Annotated in this window: 15 protein-coding genes; all 15 read right to left on the reverse strand. The window is 41.1% G+C overall.

Going from position 1 to position 23,049, the window contains the following annotated elements:
- Positions 1 to 652: 652 nt before the first annotated feature.
- Positions 653 to 2,956, reverse strand: coding sequence for a DUF5703 domain-containing protein (locus WG906_RS12995; RefSeq protein ID WP_339993117.1), 2,304 nt, complete (start codon positions 2,954 to 2,956; stop codon positions 653 to 655).
- A gap of 167 nt (positions 2,957 to 3,123) precedes the next feature.
- Complete coding sequence (locus tag WG906_RS13000; protein WP_339993118.1) at positions 3,124 to 4,545, reverse strand: sialate O-acetylesterase; 1,422 nt, start codon at positions 4,543 to 4,545, stop codon at positions 3,124 to 3,126.
- A gap of 10 nt (positions 4,546 to 4,555) precedes the next feature.
- Positions 4,556 to 5,884 carry a bile acid:sodium symporter family protein gene (locus WG906_RS13005; protein ID WP_339993119.1) on the reverse strand — a complete coding sequence of 443 codons (1,329 nt, stop codon included), beginning with the start codon at positions 5,882 to 5,884 and terminating at the stop codon, positions 4,556 to 4,558.
- Position 5,885: 1 nt separating this feature from the next.
- On the reverse strand, positions 5,886 to 6,551 hold the full coding sequence (locus tag WG906_RS13010) for an aspartate/glutamate racemase family protein (RefSeq protein ID WP_339993121.1): 666 nt from the start codon (positions 6,549 to 6,551) through the stop codon (positions 5,886 to 5,888).
- Between the two features lie 141 nt (positions 6,552 to 6,692).
- The gene (locus tag WG906_RS13015; RefSeq protein ID WP_339993122.1) at positions 6,693 to 8,072 is read right to left on the reverse strand and encodes a four-carbon acid sugar kinase family protein; all 1,380 of its coding nucleotides are present in this window, start codon (positions 8,070 to 8,072) and stop codon (positions 6,693 to 6,695) included.
- On the reverse strand, positions 8,072 to 9,316 hold the full coding sequence (locus tag WG906_RS13020) for a ribulose-bisphosphate carboxylase large subunit family protein (protein WP_339993124.1): 1,245 nt from the start codon (positions 9,314 to 9,316) through the stop codon (positions 8,072 to 8,074). The genes WG906_RS13015 and WG906_RS13020 overlap by 1 nt, the downstream gene beginning before the upstream one ends.
- 51 nt (positions 9,317 to 9,367) lie before the next feature.
- Positions 9,368 to 11,464 (reverse strand): aceric acid hydrolase, encoded by a 2,097-nt coding sequence (locus tag WG906_RS13025; RefSeq protein ID WP_339993125.1) that lies wholly within the window; start codon positions 11,462 to 11,464, stop codon positions 9,368 to 9,370.
- 228 nt (positions 11,465 to 11,692) lie between these two features.
- The gene (locus tag WG906_RS13030; protein ID WP_339993126.1) at positions 11,693 to 15,043 is read right to left on the reverse strand and encodes a glycosyl hydrolase; all 3,351 of its coding nucleotides are present in this window, start codon (positions 15,041 to 15,043) and stop codon (positions 11,693 to 11,695) included.
- A 143-nt stretch (positions 15,044 to 15,186) separates the two neighbouring features.
- A complete protein-coding gene (gene fucP, locus WG906_RS13035; protein WP_339993127.1) occupies positions 15,187 to 16,491 on the reverse strand; it encodes an L-fucose:H+ symporter permease in 1,305 nt (434 codons plus the stop codon).
- Between the two features lie 21 nt (positions 16,492 to 16,512).
- Complete coding sequence (locus WG906_RS13040; protein WP_339993128.1) at positions 16,513 to 16,953, reverse strand: MaoC/PaaZ C-terminal domain-containing protein; 441 nt, start codon at positions 16,951 to 16,953, stop codon at positions 16,513 to 16,515.
- Between the two features lie 122 nt (positions 16,954 to 17,075).
- Entirely contained in the window at positions 17,076 to 18,170 is a 1,095-nt protein-coding gene (locus tag WG906_RS13045; protein ID WP_339993129.1) for a Gfo/Idh/MocA family protein, read from the reverse strand.
- Positions 18,171 to 18,266: 96 nt separating this feature from the next.
- Positions 18,267 to 19,514, reverse strand: a complete 1,248-nt coding sequence (locus WG906_RS13050) for an extracellular solute-binding protein (protein WP_339993130.1) — start codon at positions 19,512 to 19,514, stop codon at positions 18,267 to 18,269.
- Entirely contained in the window at positions 19,511 to 20,695 is a 1,185-nt protein-coding gene (locus WG906_RS13055; RefSeq protein ID WP_339993132.1) for a CaiB/BaiF CoA transferase family protein, read from the reverse strand. The genes WG906_RS13050 and WG906_RS13055 overlap by 4 nt, the downstream gene beginning before the upstream one ends.
- 1 nt (position 20,696) lies before the next feature.
- The gene (locus WG906_RS13060; protein ID WP_339993133.1) at positions 20,697 to 21,854 is read right to left on the reverse strand and encodes a CaiB/BaiF CoA transferase family protein; all 1,158 of its coding nucleotides are present in this window, start codon (positions 21,852 to 21,854) and stop codon (positions 20,697 to 20,699) included.
- Positions 21,851 to 23,011: an ABC transporter substrate-binding protein gene (locus WG906_RS13065; RefSeq protein ID WP_339993134.1), complete on the reverse strand. Its 1,161-nt coding sequence runs from the start codon at positions 23,009 to 23,011 to the stop codon at positions 21,851 to 21,853. The genes WG906_RS13060 and WG906_RS13065 overlap by 4 nt, the downstream gene beginning before the upstream one ends.
- Between the last annotated feature and the right edge of the window lie 38 nt (positions 23,012 to 23,049).

The following is a 23,049-nucleotide window of genomic DNA, read 5'->3' on the forward strand; positions in this document are numbered from 1 at the left end:
GCATAATCTCTTAAAAAATATCATTTTATCATCGCTTCACGTGACGATTTTCTGAGGTTTTCGGATTGTTGTACTCATAGCTTAATATTTAAATGTCTGATGTAGAATATAAATATCCGAATCTGTGAACATGTGAAGCCTGATGTAAATTAACCTCGATCCTGATTCTCGTCAATATCAAAAAATCACAACTAATAGACAATCAGTGACTTACAAAATCATCAAGTATCGTTCTAAGTAATTAGATATCATTTAACCTCAACAATACATAAGTTAGGTTGTGTGAAAACCTGTAAAGGGCGAATATTTAGAAAAAAACCGTTTATTATAACCATGAATTTCCATTTCAGAGAAATTCTATACACTTATTGAATAGTTTAAGTTAATTTTAACTCTTAAAAAGAAAAACCACGAGGAGATTTCACATGTAAAAATTTTTCATTCTCAGTAACAGACAAGTTACCCAGCAGAAAAAAATATATAACTAACTGATTGTCAATTTATACACAACCATATGTAATGAATTTTAATCATTTTTTAAACAGATCAAAAGCTTAATCTGCAGAAGTTCTCAGAAAATTAATATAGCCCCAATTCTTCAGGAAGCAATTAATGTTTTACGATGGGAGTATTATAATTTAACGAGACAAGCTCAATTGATTACAACCACATCCTTTTTTCTGCTTTCAGGTAAAATTCTCAATAATGCTACCTTTCCATCTTTCAAAATCACTTCCACCGTAGTTTGATAAGGTGCATGTAATTTAAAATGGACATCCTTTTGTTTTGGCCATGCTGGAAATACATATATTTTCTTTCCATCGGTCTGTATTAACATTTCCTGCAAACCGATCATACCAGAACCTCCCCAGTTATGATCGGGTGTCCAATCAAAGCCCGGACCCCAAAATGCAGGAAAACGCCGGCCTGAATCTTTAAGTTTTAAAACGTTAAGCTCCATCGCATCTTTGCTTAAACCCAGCCGTGCAGCAAAAATATTATCCTGCTTCCAACCGACGTGACTTCTGAACTTTATCACATCCTTATCGTATTTATAGGTATTAATAGCAGTATCAAGCCCTGGCCTGCCAATTCCATATATCCCCCACGGAAAAACAGGATATAATTGAGGGCTTTCTGTATTATTAATTCTCTCCCATAGCTTAGCCGGAGAAATGGTAGGTTTACCGTCAAATTCCCTGAAACTGATTGGTGGAATACGTTTTAGCATTGTTTGCCATCCCTGCCTTTTTTCGTCAGTTAAATAAGACCCCGGAAGCTCAAGTAAACGTGTAACAACCGTTTTCAAACCTGCAATGGTCGACGTTGCATTATATGCCATTTTATATGTTTCGGCAGCAGAACCCGGATAAAGAATAAGATGACCTCTCTCATCAAACGTTTTGCTTCCTCTTTGTTTCGCTAGGTATTGATAATGTTCATTAAAAAAGGTCAGGCAACTTTCAATAAAAGGAATATATTCTTTAATATCTCTGCCAGCGTATCGTTCCGTTTCCAGCATCATCATACAAAATTCGAGCACCGTGTCCCATTCGTACTCTAGCCAGGCATTATGTTCCATGCCTTTATCATAATCAGCCGGTCTTTTCGAGTTATATTCTGCAGGATTTGGAAGGCCGAAATTTTCGAGTTGCTCCGTAAAGCTTGCTCCCTTATGCTTCCAGTAAAATTCGCTTCTCAGTTCCGCATTTTTAAGCATCTGCACATAAAACCTGAACTGGGGCTTCATCAAATCAAAATCGCCACTTCTAAGCATTGGCCAGTATACTAATCGCTGGTTTTGAGCTGTATGAGTTCCCCCGCCCCAATTCCGAAAATCGGGTGTAAACTTTAAAGATTCGTTTGTTAATGAGGGATCATAGGTAAATAAACCACCATTAAATTTTGTCGGATACTTGCCAAATGCATTGCAGCCTAACATATAGCGGAATAACTGGTAATTTTTCCCAACCTGCCATTCTTCAGATTCTGATCCGGCATTCTGATCAATTAGAATGAAGCTTCTTTGCCAATATTCATTCCACCATTTCTGCGATTTAGTTAATGTCTGTTTATAATTATTTTTAGTGAGAGCAATGTTCTTTTGCAGAGCTGATCGCCAATCTTCTGCTGAAGACTGAGCTGTATGAAGATTTAAACTAAGCTTTTGAGAGCGCGTTGGCTTACTGCTTTTTAAATTCCAGCCCTTAAAATCAGTATCAATATACTTCCCTTCGCTATTACCTGCCGGAATCATATTATCTCCCCGAAGCAATCCTCCAAAAATGAGATCTTTTAAAGGGTTGAAAAGCTGAGATTTTACAGCATCCATTCCCTGCTGTTTTACGGTCACATCAAAAACGGTTTCTGGCTGGTTCTGATGATAAAACAATACCCCATTTTCCTGAAAAGCAATTACATCCTTTAATGTTTTCACTTCGGAAGGTGGTGCAAACTTGTATGAATTTGCATTATTTTCCGACCCTTTTACTATTCTGTCGTTAAACCTCCAACTTTCGTATACTGCGGTAGTTATCAGTGGTTTATTACTATTAACTTCAACGTTTACAACAGGATTATGCACGTCGACCCATAGTTTAATTTCTGAAGATAAATTGCCTTTTGTAGCATTGATCTTAACATATCCATCCTTTAAAACCAGCTCCTGTTTAAAGGAATCACCGTTTTCAAAAGGATTCGGAGACAGTTTCAAGCGAATGCGGCCCTGTTTAAGCAAGGTGTTATTTTCATCAAAAGTGCCACTTCGAGAGACGTAGAACAAAATCTCATTATTTTCTACCCATACATTTAAACCGATGTCTCCGCCGCCACAGGGCATAGATTGAGAGGCATCTTTACTTTGTGTCAGCCAAACCGGATTAAATTTATCCAGCTGCGGCTGAGCATTGGCTGTCAAATTGAGCAGGATGAGAAATAGTATTACAGATCTTTTCAAATTGTTGTTCTTTTTATGATTAACCCTCACCCGCCTTTGCGCTTTTTTTGACTTGCGCACCCTCTCCCCAAGGTGATGAGTTTGGGTGTATTAAATTGTACTATTACTATTCATTTTTAACAAATGTATTTCGTCTCCTCTCCCTGGAGAGGGTTGAGTGACACTCCTTACCAGTCATCCGTTCTAAACGAACTTGCAGGTAATCCTTCCGTGCTAAACAAATCACCTACAACAAAATCTTTAAAAGCATAGCGCACCGCAACAGGTTCTTTTACCATAGCGGAAGATACAGAAACGGAACTCCCGTTTACGGTAGCTTTTGCAGGGTAAAATACTTTATCTGAGCCAGCTATCTCGAAGGTATTCATTTCTTTACTGAAGGACGTTAATCCATTAGCGGCATTGTTAAAACTAACGGTAGCCACATCACCACTAACGGACAGTGATTTATATAATGGACTGGCAGAACCAAAACCTTTAAATGAATAAGTATTTGTCAAAGCCAGAAGGGCTAGTCGTTTCCCAACCACTTCTTTGTTGGCAGGATGTATCATATTTTCTTCTCCCGCATCCAATACTACAGCCATAGCAGAATTAGGAATTTTGGCTAAAGATTTACGTTGGGCATCACGCAGGTATGCCGAATTAAACTTACCTCCTTTATTGTAAGGCGGAAGCTGTGCATAATTGTAAGGAGCTATCTGCACGTAATAAAATGGAAAATCTCCCTGCTTCCACAGGGACCGCCATTCTTTCACCATCGCCGGAAACATTTCTTCATATTTGTCCGGTCGCTCATAGTTTGATTCTCCCTGATAAAAAATCGCCCCTTTTATTCCGTAACCTGCAGTTGGATAGAGCATTCCGTTATATAACGTTGTGGGAGTGCGGCTTACAGCTTTAATGGTATCTCCTTTTGCAGGAATTTTAACCTCAGGAAACTGTTTTAAATTTTCAGGAGACATCCATGCTTCAACAAATGAGCCGCTGTAACTTACATTGATCAAGCCAACCGGCACGTCGAGCATTTCATATAGCAGGCGCCCGAAATAATAACCGGTAGCACTAAAATTAGCTATTGATTCAGGCTCAGCAGTCTTCCAGACAGATGGTTTGCTATTTTGCTGTAATTCTGTGACAGATGAACGCGGGACCGTATACACGCGGATCCTATTATTTTTTGATTTCAGAATGGCGTCATTCGAACCCAATATCGGTTGTCCCTTAAAACCTTTCAAAGGAACTTCCATATTAGACTGGCCACCGCAAATCCAGACCTCCCCTATTAAGACATTTTTTAATATTAGAGGCTTGCCATCACTTACTGTCAATTCATACGGGCCTCCGGCCGAAGGTGTATTCACTTTTATCATCCACTTTCCTGAATCATCAGCTTTAACAGAATAGCTTTTCTTATTCCATGAAGTGATTATTTTTACAGTTTTACCGGCACCTGACCATCCCCAAACAGGCGCCTGAGTATTCTGCTGAAGCACCATATTATCTGTGAATAAAGAGGCAAGTTTTACCTGGGCATCTGTGGATAAAGAAATTAAAAGGCAAAGTATAAAGACTGCTATGTTCTTCATAATAATTTTGTCAAATGGTTTTTGGTGTTACGACTAAATCATTTTCTGTTAGCTTTTTTGCAGCTTCCTCTTCCTTGAACGACTGCTTTCTCCAGTAATTGGCAAGGATAGAGCCCGAAATATTCATCCATGGACTAAACACCGCAGCAGCTAAACCAACTGTCCCTAATTTGCCCATAGAACCGGCCAGACCAGACGCCATACCACCGTTTTGTAGTCCCACTTCAAAAGCGACGGTTCGTGCTGAAGGCTTATCCATGCCAAACCAGCGACTCAGATAATAACCAAAGAAATAACCGGCAGCATTATGGATTACAGAGGAAAGGAAAAGAATCAATCCAACTTTCAAAAGATTGTCGCGGCCCGCTGCTGTTGTAACCGTGGTAAAATACACGATGCCAAACATGCTTACATAGGGCATTAGATCGTCCAGGGTATTAAACTTTAATGTGGCCAGATGATAAAATAAGCCCACTAATACAGCCCCGGCAAAGAAGCTTAAGATTTCGACTGAATGCTGAGCTTCTACCGAAAGATTTTCGCTGATGGCTGTCCATAAGCCCAAAGGAAGTGCAATAAGCCATACTGTGCAGATAGCCGAGATGATTTTCATTTTTGTCCAGCCTTTAGGTGAAGCCGTTTTTAAATAGTCGTGTATAAGTGCTGCTCCGATAGGTACAATTACAATTTTTATAATCTCCATCATCATGTTGAGGAACTTAATTTCTATCAGGGTTCCTGCCAGAAGTTTCATGAGTAAAGGCGTCATAAAAGGAGCAATAAGCGTGGCCATTGCAGTTACAGTAACTGATAAGACAAGGTTTGCCCTTGCTATGTAAACCATCACATTTGAGGCTAATCCGCTTGAACATGAACCGATAAGGATGATACCTGCAGCAATTTCGGTTTCGAAATGAAACACCTGGGTTAACAACCATCCCATTATGGGCATGATTGAAAAATGACATAACAAACCAATAAGAACACCCTTGCCAGTACTTGCCAACCCTGAAAAATCTTTGAGACTCATCTGGATACCCATCCCAAACATTACCAGCTGCACAACCAGAAGGATTAACCATTTGTTACGCAAGTCAAAATCGCCCCATTTTAAAAAGGCTGCGGGATAAATCATCCCAGCCACTACCGCTGTAATAATCCATGCGGTATACTGGTAATTTGCAAGAGCGGGAATCACACCTATTCCAATCGAAGCTGTTACGGCAAAAGTCACTGCAGCAGGTTGCCAGATAGCTGAATTTTGGGTAATTAGGCCAAAAACCAGCAGTAAAAGTGATATAGCACTTATACCGAGGCACAGTTTACGAATTTGTTTCATTTTATTCTTTAGCTAAATCAGCAATATGTTGAACCGCCAGTCCGGGACTGGCAAGAATTGGCACCGTCTTATCTGCTTCCGGCAAAGTATCTACTACTCTGGCCATTGATGCCTGAGCCAGCACAATTACATCCACCTCCGCAGAAAGTTCAATTAATGCCTTTGCTACCATACTATCATGCTTTTCAGTATCACCACTCATTAAAGCTTCGAAAGCCCCTTCACATAAGCGGGATGTTAATTCAATTTCTTTACCTGCCGCAAGAGCTCTGCGGCGAACCAAATCGCTTGTAGGCTCCAGAGTGGTTGGTAATGTTGCGATAACGCCAATTTTCCTTCCGCTTTGAACAGCAATATCTGCCATTGCCTGATCGACGCGTAAAACAGGAACATTCGTAAGGGCAGCTGAGGCTTCAACAGCAGATCCGATAGAAGAACAAGTGACCATGATAAAGTCTGCACCTGCCGCTTCTGCTGAACCCACATAGTTTACAACACGACGGGCTGTAGTACTGGTCAATTCGTTTTTTGCGATAACATCTTTTATTAGACTGTCGTCCACGATATTAAATACGTTTACGCCCGGAAGATAATCGCTGCACAATTTTTGAAATACCGGAACCAGGGTTGCGGAAGTATGGATGAGACCTAAAGTTTTTATTTTCATATGTTTTTATATTAGCTATGAAGGCACGGAGGCACAAAGTTTTTTAATTGTTTTATTTAAAGTTATCGGCCACAAAGGCGCGAAGGCACAAAGTTTAATATGGCGTATTTAGGTGTCAGACATTTTTGAAATGTCTGACACCTAAGCACCTTTCAGCATTTCAAAATAATCTTCCTTTCCTACCTGCCCGCCTTTAAAATTTACCTCCAGACCATTTATAGCCGAACCTGGTGCATAGGCTTTGCATAAAGGCGATCCCGGTGCAAGCGGAGCAATCATCTCTACAGCTTCAATTCCCATTGCTCTTGCAGCATGACTTGAGGTATCGCCGCCAGCTATTACAATTCTTTGAAGGGCTGTTTTTTCTGCTACAAGCTTTATAATACGCCCCAGAACAGTTCCGTATAATACAGATGTTTCTGTTTTGGCTATCCCTTTTTTTCTAAAAACCTCGTCTGATCTCTTTACTCTTTCATCCTCATTACCACGACTGGTATGTATTATAACATCTGATTTATTCCGGATATAGAATGATGCTTCTACGGCATAAGCCTCTAACGTCTCTTCTGAAATCCCATCCAACGCAAGTTTTTCAGTATCTATTGCAATTTCTTTAAAGCCACGTGCTACTGCATAAGCTATTTGGCCCGATGTGACAGGCGAGCAGCTTCCCGAAGCAACAAGGATATTACCATCTGCTGGCTTTTGTTTCCATTCTGGCAGGGAATCGATTATTCGTTTATGCTGCCAATAATTTCCCAGGGCCATTTCCACAGCCGAAGAGCCTGCAGAAAACAAAGTTTTATTTGCTGATGTATTTTTTTCAATAAGTTCTCCAATGACAGATAATTGTTGCTGATAGAGCGTATCGAAAAGTATAATTTCATTTCCGGACCCGACTAGCTCTTTTATTAAATGTTGAGTTTCATCACTGGTTTTCTCTATCTGAAGGATATCTATAAGTCCGATTTTTTTCGAGGTTTGTTTACCGAGGTGAAGGCGTAAATCGCTTTCATCAGCAGGTGTTGTTGGATGTTTACTCATAGAAGGATGCCGGTCGAGCCGATAAATACTTCCCTCGCTTCCGATACCCATTTTTGCAAAGAGGTTCCCAAATACACAGTGCCTTCCCAGAATCGGTGCGCCTACTAGCAGGGGCACAAATTCCGATTCGAATATTTTGGCGCCAAGGTCAATAGCTTTCCCTATACTTCCTATAGATGGTGAAGAATCAAAAGTTGAACAAACTTTATAATGTACATGCCGGGGACTTAAAGCTTTCAATGCAGTAAAGGCTGTATGTAATTCCCTCTCCATAGCTTCAGGTGCCATTGACCTGGTCATACCGGCTACACCAATTGCCTGTAATCCATTGTATCGTTTTAATTGTTCTTCGGTTGGCGATTCAATAAACAGAATAGTTTTCACACCGGCACGACTTAAAAATTCCAGCGCATCGGTAGAGCCCGTAAAATCATCGCCATAGAAAGCGATTAAAAGCCTGTTATCGTTTACCGCCATTATTTAACACCAAATTTTTCCACTGATTTTCCAAATTCGGGATATTTAGTGGCGGCCTCTGCTACAGATAATCCGTCTACGGCTGCTTCCCAGGCCTGATGCAATGCCCTTACGCCGCCAGCCGGACCTGAAGGATGTGCCATAATTCCCCCTCCCGCCATATATAGTAAGTCCACGGTATTGGTACGGCGGTAAGTTTCCGGCGCTTGCCCGCCCCATTGGCCCGAAGAAACCACAGGCAAAACAGAAAAGCCTCCAAGCATTGGCTTCAAGCAGGCTTCTATAGACCGAACAACAGAGTCGTCAGATTCCCAAAACTTATTCTGAATTCCATTTACATGTATTTGATCGACACCAGCCAGCCGCCACAATTTCTGGTATGCAGGAAACTCAATTCCCAATAAAGGATGGCGGTTCATCATACCCCAGCCATTGCGGTGACCATGAATGGCGAGCTCACCGATATCACACATTTTTTTTGTTGCCGATATACCGACACTATTTAAGCTAATCATAGCACAGGTACCGCCGGCGTTGAAAACTTTTTGGTAGTTGCGCTGCATTTCATCAACATCATCACTGATATTGAAAGCATACATTACTTTCTTTCCGGTTTTATCAGCATAATCATTAATCACCCGCATTACTGCGTCTACCCTGTCTTCGAAAGGTGAATTTGCTGATGAGGAAAGAAGCTCGTCATCTTTAATAAAATCTATCCCTGCTTCAACTAATGTTTTTACAAGTTCAGCAGTTTGCCCGGGTGTCATCCCAATGCTGGGCTTGATGATCGTGCCGATTAATGGCCGGTCGAAAACATCTGTTAGCTTTCTGCATCCATCGATACCGAATTTTGGTCCTTTAAAAGCCTTCGAATACGAATCCGGCAATTCGATATCCATTAATTTAAGACCAGTGAACTGAGTTAATTCATAAAGGTTTCCCTGCAAAGTTGAAATCAGGACGGGAAGATTATGTCCAAAATTTTCAGTAGACCAGGATACTTCAATCATAGCCCTTTGGTATTTCCCGTTAGTTGTGATGGCCCCGGGAATAGCCGGTTCCGCAACTGTCTCCAAAGCTGTAATTGATTCTACCCGGGCAGCAAAGCGGCTTTTTAATTCTTCTGTTTCTCCCGGCACCTCTACAAAAGTACCCGAAGATTGCTCGCCTGCTAAGACCTGGGCTGCTTTTTCCAGCTCAAAAGGAGTTTCTATATAGTATCTGGCGGTTATTCTTTCCACGTTGCAAATTAAAAAGTCAAAATTAAAAAGTTAAAAGCTCCGAACTTATAACTACCGTGATAATGGCAACCAAACCGACATTTCAGAATGGCCTCTGTTACCCCAGGCAAAATAAGGCACCAGGCGAATCTTTGCAGTTTTATTCTGATCGGATATCTCTCTGTATAAAACATTTTTCCAGTCTTTATTTTCAACCAGTTTTGCTTCGCCTTCAAGGCTCATTACATCTGCCCCGTCAATGGTTAAAGGCTGAGGTTTTAGATCGATGCCCGAAGGAACAAAAACATTGAATATTTTTTGGTTAGGCATATCAACCGATTCAAGGCAATATACCACGGGACCGCGTTTTACAGCTACCTGGTTACGATTTTCTTCAACTAATGGATTAGACTCAACCAATTTAGCTTCCATTGGTAAAACGAGTTCCACTTTATCACCCTTTTTCCATTCACGGTTAATTTCGGCATACTGACCCGATGTAAGTTTTACGTTTGAAGCCTTTCCATTAATTAAAAGCCTGGCATTGTCCGTCCATGCAGGAATCCGAAGGAAAATTGAATACGGCTTTGAGCTAGTTTCATTCAGGGTCAGTTTTATATTTCCGTCCCAGGGATAATTTGTTTCCTGAGCAAGATTAATTTTAGAACCATCTTTTAATGTGGTAGATACATTATTACTTCCGTAAAGATTTAACCATAAGCCTTTATCAGAAACACTGTAAGCGTAATTAGCCACTTCCGCTATAGTACGAACAACGTTTGGAGGACAGCAATTTGATAAGCCGATATATTCTACCCTATCTTTCGACCATCTCTGTTTAAATGGCAAATCATCCGAATAAGCCATTGGATTTGTATAAAGAAATTTCTTTCCATTAAGACTTATACCAGATAAAACACTGTTATGCAATGCAAGTTCCATTACATCAGCATATTTAGCATCACCGGTTATCTGAAGCATACGCCAATTGAAAAGAACATTGCCAATATTGGCGCAGGTTTCATTGTGTGCGGTAAAATTTGGCAATTGGTAATCGCGGCCAAAAGCCTGATGTATTTTCTGTACTTCAGTTGGATTATAGGAAGTTCCGTCTGGCGATACCCCATCGTATAAAGAACCACAGCCGCCTGTGATATACATTTTACGTGTGGTCATGTCATTCCACATTAAATCAAGCGTTTTTATTAACGTTTCATCTCCTGTCTCAGCATACACATCAGCTGCCCCGGCCCATAAGTAATTTGCACGAACGGCATGTCCCATAGCTTTTGTTTGTTCGCGGAAAGGAATTCTGTCCTGATTATCATCGGTACCATCGTCTATTTTTCCTTTAATATCAATGAGTTTTTTAGCAAGTTCAAGGTACCGGGGCTCGCGGGTTGTGCGGTACATTTCTATGGTTCCCATATAATGCGATGGACAAATAGCGTTACGCGCTAAGGTTGGCGATGCCTGTTTGTAGAAATTATAAAGATAATCTGTCGCTTTTTTCGCCACATTAAGCAGTGAAGTTTTTCCCGTAGCACGATAATGTACGCAGGCGGCAGTCATCAGGTGACCGATATTATAAGCTTCAAAACTCAGCCTGTCCTGAAACTGATTTTTAGAACCTGTTTTCCTTTGCTCTATCATTGCTTTCGTATAGATATAACCATCTTCACGTTGCGATTTTGCAATAACTGCAATGGCCTTGTCCATCATTTGGTCAAGCTTTTTATCACGGCTAACAGCATAAACGCTGGCAACAGCTTCAAGCGTTTTGTAATAATCGCCATCGTGAAAAGAAGGGCCTTTATGATTTCCGGTATCCAATCCGGCTGCTATTTCAAAGTTTTTGAATGCGTGGCTAATTTTGGCGTCGTTATAAATGCGCCACATATTTGGCACCATAGTTTCTTTGGCAACCTTAAAGCGGTCGGCCCAGAATCCAGTAGTCCAGGTTACATCTCTCATATTTAAACTTTGCAGTTTAGCGTGCGGACTAAGAGAGGTATTAACAAGGCTTTTATCCTGCGCTGAGATGCTCAATGCAAAGCCAGAGAATAGTAAAGCTAAAGTTCCTTTTGCGATCATCCGGTTCATGTTTTTCATTTTATGTTTATCAGATAGCTGGTATTGTACCAGGCCATTTATTATTTTAAAAAGCACTTTGTGTGCTGCTATGTTCTTTCGTCCCTAGAAGGATCTTGTCATTTCAACGATTTGTCATTTCGACTGCAGGAGAAATCTAAGAGATCTCCTGCGTTGAGAGGACACCCCCCCAGACCTTTTATGGTTCCAAAACGCAGACAGCGTTTAGAACGCTGTCTGCGTTAATTCCCTACTAGGTCGCCGTCTTTAATCCGCTTTGCATCGACAAGCTCAGCATGACACTGCTTATTTTTCCATCATCAACACAACCGGCCCCAACAATCCAGCTTCCTGTAAAGGTTGCCCTTCCAGGCGATAGGGAGCAGTAGTTTTTGTTATCCGTTTACTTTCCGGCAATCGTTGGTCACCCATTAATCGATTGGCCCAGGTATTTGTAACTTCTATTGTTAATTGATTTGATCCTTTTTTTAATGCTTTACTGATATCAACACGGTATGGCGGCGTCCATGCAATTCCGCAGCTTTGTCCATTAACTTTCACTTCTGCAAGATTCGCCACTTTCCCTAAATCCAGCCATACAGGTTTATTACCAGGCACACTAACTTTAAACGTTTTTGAATAAGATGCAGTACCCGAATAATACCTGATTAATGAATCTGGATTTTTGCTCCAATCTGTTAGTGAATTAAATTTGACAGCTTTTTCAGGTCCACCTACACTGGAGTCAAAGTTTATCTGCCATGGCCCCGCAATAGTTTGAAAAGTTTCTAAATCCGTCCAATTTTTGCTCTTTTTAATCTGAGTATCATTGCTTCCTGTTTTAAAAATCACAAACAGAGAAGCGTTAGGAGCAAGTTTCAAAGAAAGCACAGTGCGATTATTTTCAGATTTCCAGTCCTTGGCTAACCACTTCTGATTACTTACTGCATCATATAATTCTATGATACTACTTTGGCGTCTGAATGAAAACTCTAATATTCTTTCCTTTTCTTCCTGATTAGAGAGAAAATAAATATCATCTGAGCCATTTCTTCTATGTGTCCAGGCAACATTTTGAGCATATTTACCCGAACCATCGCTAATATCTACATCTCTTTCTATTCCTGTCTTTTTAAAAGTTTCTTCCTGATAAACCCCTCTAAGTACTTTTCCTGAAAAATTACCGGTCCACAACTCATTCACAATTCTGTTAAACTCTGTGGCATCTGCCGTTTGCAAACCCGGTTGGCTACGGGGCATCTCCGAAATTAAAATATGTGCACCTGCTTTTGCCAATTCTAAAAGCTTTCCCGCCACTTCCGCACTCATCCAATCATTATTCGGATTTAAGCGATGTTTACCTGGAATAACTAATAATTTGTATGTTGCTCCGCTTTCAAAAACCACATTTCCCTCCTGAACTTTGGCCGACAGCAAAGCATCAGGATTAAAAGAGTCGTAAGCATATCCCCGTAAGGGATTAATAAAATCCTCCGCATCAGCCATGTTTGCCGAATTGGAAACCCCAGCAGGGATTTGTCGCATGGGTTCACCAACATTAGCCAAACGCCTGGTTTCTGCTTCAACAACGTCCTTCCCGAATATTCCTGGCAGAAATGGCACCAATCTGTCCGGCAAAACCGAACGCCTTGGAATTTCTTCTCCTGTAAACACTGCGATATCAGCTACAGGCTTTCCCTGTTGCAAAAGATTCTGTGATCGTTCAGCATATTCCACCCATGCTTTCCCTTGTTTCCACCAGGTTTGATCCCGCTGGAAATATAAACCCACACCATCTAAAGTCATCCCAGGTTTCCGGTCCATCCATGGATTGTGAGCGAAAACATGGTATACCATTTTATTTATACCCAGGGCATAATTTCTGTCCTGTAAAGTTTTCAGCATTCCGGGATGCTCGTTCCATGCCATACGGACTGTGGTAAAAGCTTCTGCCTGAATAATATTTTTCCCGTAAATATGAGCGGCTGAAATGGCATCCAGCATATCGTTTGGCTTATCGTGGGTCGGACTGTTTAACCAGAACTCTCCCATTGGAATATCTACAGTTTTATAATGCAGCAAGCCATCGCTAACCATTGTTGGGGCTACACTTTCCGCAGTGAATACTACTCCTTTTTCTTTTGCCGATTGGGCAAGTGTTTTATAAAACTTATCTACAACGAGCTCTGAAATGGTTTTCCGTACATCATACAAAAACTTTTCAGATACTTCCGCGCTTTCAACAGGGATTCCTGACATGACTGGAAGATAAGGCAACAGGTCATATCCTCTCCTCTTCTTAAACTCATCCCTGAAAACGGTCGACCAGTTCTGGCTGCCACATTCCCAGCTATCCACGTGGAAGGTATTCAAGATTCTGGGAGCAAGCTCAGGTCCGGCTTGTCTTAAAGCTTCACCATACCAGCTATTAAATTGCAGCTTGATAGCTACAGGATTAAATTTATCGCACTCCAATCCAATTGCTCCGCCTCCGGTTGCATTGGTGTGACCAGTTGAGGTATGACCGGTCCTGATGATCGTCCAGTTGCCCTTCGGAGCATTCCAGTTTAAACTTCCATCAGAATTTAACTTATCACTAAGATTAAGGATCTTGTTTAAAGGAACGCACAGATCCTTTGAGATTTGATTTGCCGTGCTTCTTGAGCTCACCCTCCAAACTGCTCCGGACTTGCCTTCAAACTGATGAATGCGCGGTTCAGCAGAAAGTTCGAGCCTGACAAGTTTTAAAGATGGTTTCCACTTCGCTGCATCTAAATCTTCAGCCCCGGGCTCGGAACCTGATTTATCGAATGTAAACCTGAAATACTTTGCTGTTGTGGGAACAATGCTGTGCGTAATATCTGCATCGGTATCCTGCCAGCCATGACGGGGAGGCTGCAGGCGGCCAATAGAACGAAATGATTTACCGTCATCGCTAACTTCAATGAGTAAACGATGGGCCTGGACATTATTTCCATTGGTGTGTATAAAAACTGTGCGAGTGGTAAATGGCTTTTCGAATTCATATTGAATCCAAAGCGGATCGTTAGAACGTAAAGCCTCCGTATTCCCTTCTTTCACGAGATAAGAAGCATCAATACCTGTACTTGTAGTGATTTTAGGAATAATTTTACGTGTAGAAATATTGGTACCAGGAACTGAAGGAAACGCGTAGACGGCAATATCTTTATAATAACCTTCCTTAGTTTCTGGCTGAGGAAGGCTGATTTTGAATTTCTTGCCTCCCGTAATATTTGTTTGGGTTGACACAACTTTTTGCATGGATAATTCGGGAGTAATCCATGGGCCACCAGCTAAGGCAAATCCGTCACTTACATGCATCCCGATTTTCAGGCCTAAGCGGTCGGCTTCTTTAAGAGCGTGTTTAACCATCATCCACCATTGCGGACTTAGTTGCTGGGCAACAGGTGTAAATAAGGGCGGATTGGTTGCTCCCTTAATTGGCATCAGATATGCCCCGCCGATACCGGCTTCCTTCATGGCTTCCAAATCGGCGGTTATACCTTCTTTTGAAACACCTGCCTGCATCCAGTACCAGAAAACCCAGGATTTTGCTGAGTCGTTAGTTTGGGCCAGCCCATGTCTTAAAGGGATGCTTAGCAGGATGATAACAAATACAATCTTTAATAATCTCATTTTAATATGAAGATGCTGAACAAGTTCCAAGTTAGGCGGTTGTGAAGACACCAACCTCGGCGGAATCACCCGGTGTTGGCGTCCTCACCAACACCTGTCAAACCATTAATTATAGCATGGCACGCTCCCCACCGCATTACAATCTACTTATCTGATGGCTTATACCCTTTAATACCAAAGAATAAGATCACCACAAAACATACCAGGGGAATAGAATATCCTATTTGAATATTGTCTCCGTTTAAATCAATTACAGTTCCCATCAGGTATGGCAGAATTGCACCGCCTACAATAGACATGATTATCCATGATGAACCAGCCTTTGTTCCTTCACCTAAATTGCTTATTCCCAAAGCAAAAATGGTTGGAAACATAATAGACATAAAGAAACCTAATCCGCCTAAGGCGTAAATAACATAAGCTCCGTCTCCTAAAATAGCAACCAGACAAAGAAAAACTGATATTACAGAATAGATGGATAAAAGCATTTGAGAACTGGTGAACTTTAAAAATGCGGTTCCGACAAAACGGCCGGCCATAAATAAGAAACCATAAACCCCCAAATAATAACCTGCGGTATGCTCATCCAATCCACCTCCCTGTTGTGCCATCCGGATAAAAAAGCTGGTAACACAAACCTGTGCGCCAACATAAAAGAACTGCGCTGCAACAGCCCAGGATAAATGACGATGTTTTAAAACAGCAAAGAAGCCCCCTTCGGTTACCAGCTTCTCAGCTTTAGGTTTAACTTCAGGAAAATGAATGAAATAGAATAATAAAGCAACCAAAACAAGCACGCTGCCAAGTATAATATAAGGCATTTTAACAGAAGAAGCTTCTTCCATTAGATAAGCCATTCGTGTTGCATCAGGCATAGCAGCTAATTCATTTGTGGTATATTCTTTTCCCGAAAGGATAAAAAGAGTACCAATAATAGGCGCCACCATGGCAGCCAAACCATTAAAAGATGCTGCAAGATTTAAACGGGTTGAAGCGGTTTTAGCATCGCCAAGTACGGCGGCATATGGATTGGCTGCTGTTTCAAGAATGGTTAAGCCGCAGCCTATGATAAAAAGCGCCAACAAAAAGATCTCGTAAGTTCTTGTATTTGCTGCCGGTACAAACAAAAATGCCCCTGCTGCGAATACCAGTAATCCTAAAATAATACTGCTTTTATAGCCCCATTTTTTTAGAATCATTCCTGCCGGGATAGCCATAAGGAAATATGCCATAAAAACTGAAGTATCTACCAGCGTAGACTGACGATTGTTCAGCTGACAGGCTTTTTTTAAATGTGGGATTAATATGGAGTCGAGGTTATGAGCCATTCCCCATAAAAAGAAAAGACAAGTTACCAGGATAAAAGGAACAAGATAATTATTCCCGCTACTGGTAGTTTTGGTTCCTGTTTTTTCTATAACAGGTTCTTGGTTAGGTGCAAATGCCATTTTATATTGGTTTAATTTGATTTATTTTTTCTTAACCAGTAACAGGTGGTCGCAAACAAGTACCACTTCACCGTTCTGATTAATTATTTCAACATGTTCTGTTACTGTTCCGTATTCAGGTTTTTTTGCTTCGGCTTTTTCAGAAATAGTAACTTCAGAATGAATAGTGTCTCCTATAAAAACAGGCTTTATAAAACGCAGCCGGTCGTATCCTTTCGACATGGCTTCCGGATTTATTTCTGAAGCGGTTAAGCCAATTCCAATGCTGAAAATCATAGTTCCATGGGCAATTCGTTGTTTAAAGGGTTGAGTTTTACACCATTCTGCATCCATGTGATGAGGAAAGAAATCTCCGGTATGGCCGGCGTGAACAACAAAATCGGTTTCTGTTATAGTGCGACCAAGGGTTACACGTTTGTCGTTTAAAATATAATCTTCAAAAAAAGTTGATTTAAAATACATCTCTAATCTTTCCTATTATTCTATCAATAGTTATCCAGGTCTGAAATCCGGATTTTTAATATTTCTAATCCCTTAAATTCCCACTCCAGCAAGGGACACCACCGCTTTAGGTCGTTTAAAACTTAAAGCGTTCTAAACGCCTCTTCTTTCAATTGTTCTGAAACTTTCACGCCTCCTTTATCACTTGAAATATAGGCGCTTTCTACTACCGCCATCGTTTTAATTACATCCTCAACACTGGTATAGAGTATATCAGAAGAACCTTCTTTGTAACGCATCAGGTTTGACATAGTACCAATAAACGCTTCTGGAAACCATGAACCTTCTAATTCGAGAGTTTTCCATTCGGGAGTTTTACCGTCTTCGACTAAACAGTATTCGAACAAATCAGGAACACCATGGGGATAATCCATTAATAATCCCATTTTGGCTTTTATCGCACCTTTCGTTCCTTCCCACTTAATAAAACTCTCCTGGTTATGCGGACCAAAATCGTGATCGTGATTGGTGTTAATAACCGCATGCATCGTATCTCCATAATCCAGCAAAATCGTTGAACGTGAAGAAGAAAGAGCTTTTGCCGGATGTTTCAAGGTTTTGGCATAAACACTTTCCGGATCGCCCAGAAATGATCGCAGCAAATCCACATAATGGATGCTGTGGTACTGAATTTCCAGACGCGGATGTATCATCACATGGGGGAATAATTCCCATGGCGTTTTCAAAGTAACCCGTACTTCCAGATCATACAACTCACCGATCATCCCCTGCTCAATCATATATCTGGCCGCGCTAACAAAGGGCGCAAAGCGAAGCTGAAAGTTTATTGCGGCAACCAGGTTTTTCTTCCGGCAAACCGCTAAGATTTCTTTAGCCTGCCAGAAATAATCGCCCATAGGCTTTTGAATGAGTACGGCGCTCCCATCAGGCAATTGATTCAGCGTTTCCACATATTGCTCGGGCATGATGGTTAAATCGTAAACTGCATTTGCTGGAGCTTTGGCAACTGCATCAGCAACACTATCGTAAACATTTGGGATTCCAAATTCCGCAGCTAACTTCTCGGCTCTCGACTTTGTTCTGTTGGTAATACCATGAACATTAAACCCCGCTTGTTTATAAGCTGGAAGATGCGCATCGCTGACAATACCACCCGCGCCTATAATAATAACAGGCTGGTTTGTTTTGGGTAATTCAGGTTTATATGGTATTTGCATTTAGTAATTATTAATAAAAAGTAAAAAATCAAAAGTTAAAAGTTAAATCAAAAACCTGTAAACAATTGAAAACCAACATCATATTCAATGTATTTTTTATTTGACATGACTTAGGTTAAGCTGTTTGATTTTATTTTGAGCTATCGCAAGGATCTCATCTGCCGCGACATTGCTATTCATAGCCTTTAAGACTGCCCCATCAATAATTTCTGCAATTTGAGCCCAATTACTTTTTTGCGGTAAGGATTTGGCCCCCTTATGCAGCATTTCTAATTTGTGGTAATAGGGAATAACCTTGTTTATTTCTTCATCCTTCCAGGTTGATATACGGCAGCCGATGCCCCCTTCAAGGGTTAAAAGCTTATCATTTTCGGGACTTACCGCAAAACGAATAAAATCGTAAGCTATCTTTTTATTTCTGCTTCCCGATCCAATTGTATAAAGCCAATAAACATTCAGAGATGCCGTTTCACTTCCTTCTGAATGAGGCAATGAAGTGATATCTACTTTACCCTTTACTTCCGATTGTTCGTATACTTCGCACATGGATGCAAAGCCAAACCAGTTTATCATCATGGCTACTTCGCCGCGGGCGAACGCCATACCAGCTTGTACCGACTCGTATTCAGGAGATTTGGGATGAACGGCAGTTCTGTCATTTACCAACTGCCGGTAAAAATTCAGGCCTTCGATGGCTTCGGGGGTATGTATATTCACTTTCCCATTATCGTCTACCAGAGAACCGCCACGGGTCCAGAGCTGAAGGCAAAAATCGAATACCGTATTGTGCCCATCAGGAAAACAGGCAAATACACTTCCGTATAAATTCTGCTCCGGGCGATTGAAGAAACGGGCTATTTGCTGAAAATCATCCCAGGCTACCGGCACTTCTAATGGTTTGCCGTATTGTTTAAAGTAAGCTTCCTTTTCTTTTGGGTCATTAAATAAATCTTTTCGGTAGATGAAGCATTCCGGGCCATCATGAAAAGGCAATCCAATAATATCTTCACCAAACTGCTGCATCCGCAAAAGCGAGTTACTCCATCCAACCGGATAATTTGCCGGAGGATTTCTATCTATATATTGATTCAGCTTTTCTACAGCCCCACTGGTGTAGGCTTCATAAATCCAGTCTGTGTTGATATGTGCAACATCCCAGTCGCCATTAGCTAAACCCTTGTCTTTTAAAGTTGCTTCGTGCAGAGGATGTAAATCCATAGGCACCATTTCTGCCTGTAGGGTACAGCCCGTTTCCTTGCAGAATTTGTCCCATAGCTTTTCCATGGCCGACTCAAAAGGGCCAAACTTGCGAACAGCTATTCGGAATTTGTTATTAATACTCATAAGGAATTTGATTTAATGGTGTCGGGTGATGAAACCAAACCTTGTGTTAACTCCTTTATGATCTTTTCATTATCTTCACCCAACTTAGAAGACGCTTTATATGAGGTAAAGATTTCACCGTCAATTTTTATGGGACAACGTGTGGTTCGATAGGTATAGCCATCAGACATTTCAACCTGCTGAATCATATCCAGCACTTTGAAGCCGTCATGATTCATGAGCTGCTCCCAGTTTAAAACATCCGCACACCAGATATCCGCAGGTTCGAGCACAGAAAGCCATTTTTCTGTAGTTCCATGTTTAAGATGATTAGCCAAAATCTCTTTGATCTGATCACGCTTATAAAAAGCTTCAGAGATTTCGGTGAAAGGTTTTAGCTCTTCACATTCTAATAAATTACTAAGAACCGGGATTGAACCCATTGCTAAAGCAATATGTCCGTTGCTCGTTTGATATATCCCATAAGGGGCGCCCAGATAAGCGTTCGCATTATTACTCTTTGTTCTTTCAGGCAATTCCATACCATCATTTAAAAAAGTAGTAATGGTTTCAAACTGAAAATCAAGTGATGATTCAAGCATGCTAACCTGAACCAGTGCCCCTTCTCCGTGAATACTTTTAGTTACCAGACAAGCTAATACTCCTTGTAATAGATGTGCACCGGCAAGCATATCAACAATGGACAAGCCCATTGGTACCGGGCCGCTTTCTGCATTTCCGCTTAGCCAGGTTAAACCTGTTAGCGATTGTAGTAGTAAGTCCTGCCCGGGTTTTTCTTTCCATTCACCTTCATTTCCATAACCTGATATCTCGCCGTAAACGACTCCCGGATTTATTTTGCGTACACTTGCATAATCAAACCCAAGGCGTTCCATAACCCCCGGCCGGTAATTATGAAGTACAACATCAGCCTGCTTCAATAAAGCCCAAACAGCCTCACAGTCGGCTTTATTTTTTAAATCTGCGGTAAAGCTTTCTTTATTTCGGTTAATGGCATGGAATACAGATGATTCGCCATTCATAACTACATTAGAAGTATACAAAGTCCGGCAAATATCTCCCGTCCCCGGACGCTCAATCTTTATTACCCTTGCCCCCAGATCGGCCATGCGCAAGCTTGCAGAAGGCCCCGAAAGGAACTGACTAAAATCTATTACCAGATAATCTTCAAGCGGCTTCATTTTAATTTATTTTGAGATTGAACTCTTTATTTATACCATCTGTATCTATACCAACTTTGGGTGCAAGTTTTGCTGAATAATACCTGGCTTTATTAATTTGAACAGGACTTCGGGTAGTTTTAATTTCGCTGCCTCCGGAAGTTCTTAAAGTTTGAAGCATTCCGCTCTGCTTAACAGCATTCTGCTCAAATACTTCTGTGTAATTTAAAACCGGAGAACACCATATCCCAGCTGTTTCTAAAATTGAAAGCCATTCATTAGTAGTTTTTTTAATAAGATCCTGAGAAAACAGGCTTCCAATTTCATCACGCTTGTCAAACCATGAAGCAGAATCGGCATAGATATCAGAAATATTGCAGCCAATAGCAGAAGCGATATTTAAAAGGTTACCCATCGCTAAAGCAAGATACCCATCTGCTGTTTGATAAACTCCGTACGGAGCACTTAAATAAGCGTGCCCGCTTCCTTTCACCGTGCTTCGTTCCGGGAGCTTTCCTCCATCATTTAAGTAGGTAGTCAGAACTTCAAATTGTAAATCGAGTGTTGATTCCAGAAGACTTACTTCAACTAATGCCCCCTTGCCTGTTTTGGATCGTTTTAAAAGTGCAGCCAGTAATCCCTGAGCCAGATGATTACCACACATAGTATCAGCTACTGAAAGACCGAAAGGAACCGGTCCATCATTTTTTGTTCCGGTTAAGTGAGTTAAACCCGAAAGAGATTGAACCAAAAGATCCTGTCCCGGTTTATTTGCCCATGGACCTTTATCTCCATAGCCGGTAACCACTCCGTAAATTATTTTAGGATTGATCGCTTTTGCTGCTTCGAAATCAAGCCCGATTTTTTCCATAACACCGGGACGGAAATTGTGAGTCATGATATCTGCTTTGGCAATCAGCTTCTTTATTTTGTCAAGATCATCAGGATTTTTTAAATCTGCAGCATATGATTCCTTGTTTCTGTTTATGGTATGAAAAAGCAAGCTGTCGCCATCAACAAAAAGATTTTTAATCGCTAATTGCCGGCAAGCTTCGCCTTTAACAGGGCGCTCAATTTTGATAACGCGGGCCCCCAGATCGGCAAGTTTTAAACCAGCAAGAGGTCCGGCCAGAAACTGACAAAACTCTAAAACTAAAAGTCCTTCTAAAGGTCGTTTCATGCCATTTGTAAGTTTCTTGATTTTAAATACAGTTCGTTCATTTTATTTAAAACTGCTCTTCCGTTTCCGCCTTGCATCAGATAATCTCTGACCATATCTCCCGCATGATCCTGAAAAAACATATGACCGTGATAACGCGGTCGAAGGAAAGCCCGCTGCAATGCAGGTAAGGTATTAGAGAAATAATTATGTGTTTGTCGGTTCACCTCTTTATCCTTCCACGCACCTAGATGGCCGGGCTGCCCTCCATTTTCGAAAAACAAGGATTGCTGGCATTCCGGAGAAGCTACATAGTTAGCATATTCAACCGCTGCCGTGATATTTTTTGAACTTGAGGAAATTGCAAGTCCTGTTCCTCCGAGCGTGCTTTTTAAATTTGATTTTCCATTCAGAGAAACCATATCATGAAAATGGAGTAATTTTCTAGCGTAGCCTCTTCGCGAATAATTCGAATAACCATAAGCAAATGGGCAGTAAGCTATCTCATCACTTTTAGTCATCGCTTCATAAACCTGAATCGGATTACGGTCGAAATTGTCCGGATTTACTTTTAAAGCCAGCTCTCTGAACAATTGTAATGCCTTTAAGCCGATTTCTTCTGATATTACACGTTCTTCCGACTGGCAGGGATCTTCACCCAGCGAGCAGCAAAACATATAGAAGCTCATTAAAACATCTATCGGAATACCGGCAAAAGCCACAAGGCCTTTATCAGCAAGTTTCAGCAAGTCGGCAAAGGTTTTTGGCAATTGAATATTATGCTTTTTGAACAGATCCGGCCGACTGGATGCAACCGGAGTTGCAGCATCAATAGCCAAAGCCCATTGATGGCCGTCAAAAGAATAACTTTCGCATGAACGGCCCACCGTATTTTTTTGCTGGTCTTTTATATATTCTGCACTGAGGTATTCATCTAAAGGAAGTATTGATTTTGTTCCGGCAGCAAAACCAGCCCATGGGTGATCTATCACCAATAAATCAAAACGTTTTGCAAGTTCTTCAATTGAAAAATCGGCGAACTGCTGTAAGCTTCTTTTTTCCCAGCTTATTTCAACAGAGGGATTTAATTCAGTAAACCGTTGCGCAGTTGCAACCATAGGTACAAACCCCCTGCTATGGTTCCATGTTATTCCTTTTAAACTTACTTTTTTAGACATTTAATCATTTTTATTAAAGCATCTTGTCCTTTCGAACG

The organism is Pedobacter superstes (genome assembly GCF_037622515.1).
Taxonomy (GTDB): domain Bacteria; phylum Bacteroidota; class Bacteroidia; order Sphingobacteriales; family Sphingobacteriaceae; genus Paradesertivirga; species Paradesertivirga superstes.

What these genes read in the sequence shown, in the direction of transcription:
- WG906_RS13000 (WP_339993118.1), bottom strand. Translation starts at nt 4,545, where the DNA reads ATGAAGAACATAGCAGTCTTTATACTTTGCCTTTTAATTTCTTTATCC.
- WG906_RS13005 (WP_339993119.1), bottom strand. Translation starts at nt 5,884, where the DNA reads ATGAAACAAATTCGTAAACTGTGCCTCGGTATAAGTGCTATATCACTT.
- WG906_RS13010 (WP_339993121.1), bottom strand. Translation starts at nt 6,551, where the DNA reads ATGAAAATAAAAACTTTAGGTCTCATCCATACTTCCGCAACCCTGGTT.
- WG906_RS13015 (WP_339993122.1), bottom strand. Translation starts at nt 8,072, where the DNA reads ATGGCGGTAAACGATAACAGGCTTTTAATCGCTTTCTATGGCGATGAT.
- WG906_RS13030 (WP_339993126.1), bottom strand. Translation starts at nt 15,043, where the DNA reads ATGAGATTATTAAAGATTGTATTTGTTATCATCCTGCTAAGCATCCCT.
- fucP (WP_339993127.1), bottom strand. Translation starts at nt 16,491, where the DNA reads ATGGCATTTGCACCTAACCAAGAACCTGTTATAGAAAAAACAGGAACC.
- WG906_RS13040 (WP_339993128.1), bottom strand. Translation starts at nt 16,953, where the DNA reads ATGTATTTTAAATCAACTTTTTTTGAAGATTATATTTTAAACGACAAA.
- WG906_RS13045 (WP_339993129.1), bottom strand. Translation starts at nt 18,170, where the DNA reads ATGCAAATACCATATAAACCTGAATTACCCAAAACAAACCAGCCTGTT.
- WG906_RS13050 (WP_339993130.1), bottom strand. Translation starts at nt 19,514, where the DNA reads ATGAGTATTAATAACAAATTCCGAATAGCTGTTCGCAAGTTTGGCCCT.
- WG906_RS13055 (WP_339993132.1), bottom strand. Translation starts at nt 20,695, where the DNA reads ATGAAGCCGCTTGAAGATTATCTGGTAATAGATTTTAGTCAGTTCCTT.
- WG906_RS13060 (WP_339993133.1), bottom strand. Translation starts at nt 21,854, where the DNA reads ATGAAACGACCTTTAGAAGGACTTTTAGTTTTAGAGTTTTGTCAGTTT.
- WG906_RS13065 (WP_339993134.1), bottom strand. Translation starts at nt 23,011, where the DNA reads ATGTCTAAAAAAGTAAGTTTAAAAGGAATAACATGGAACCATAGCAGG.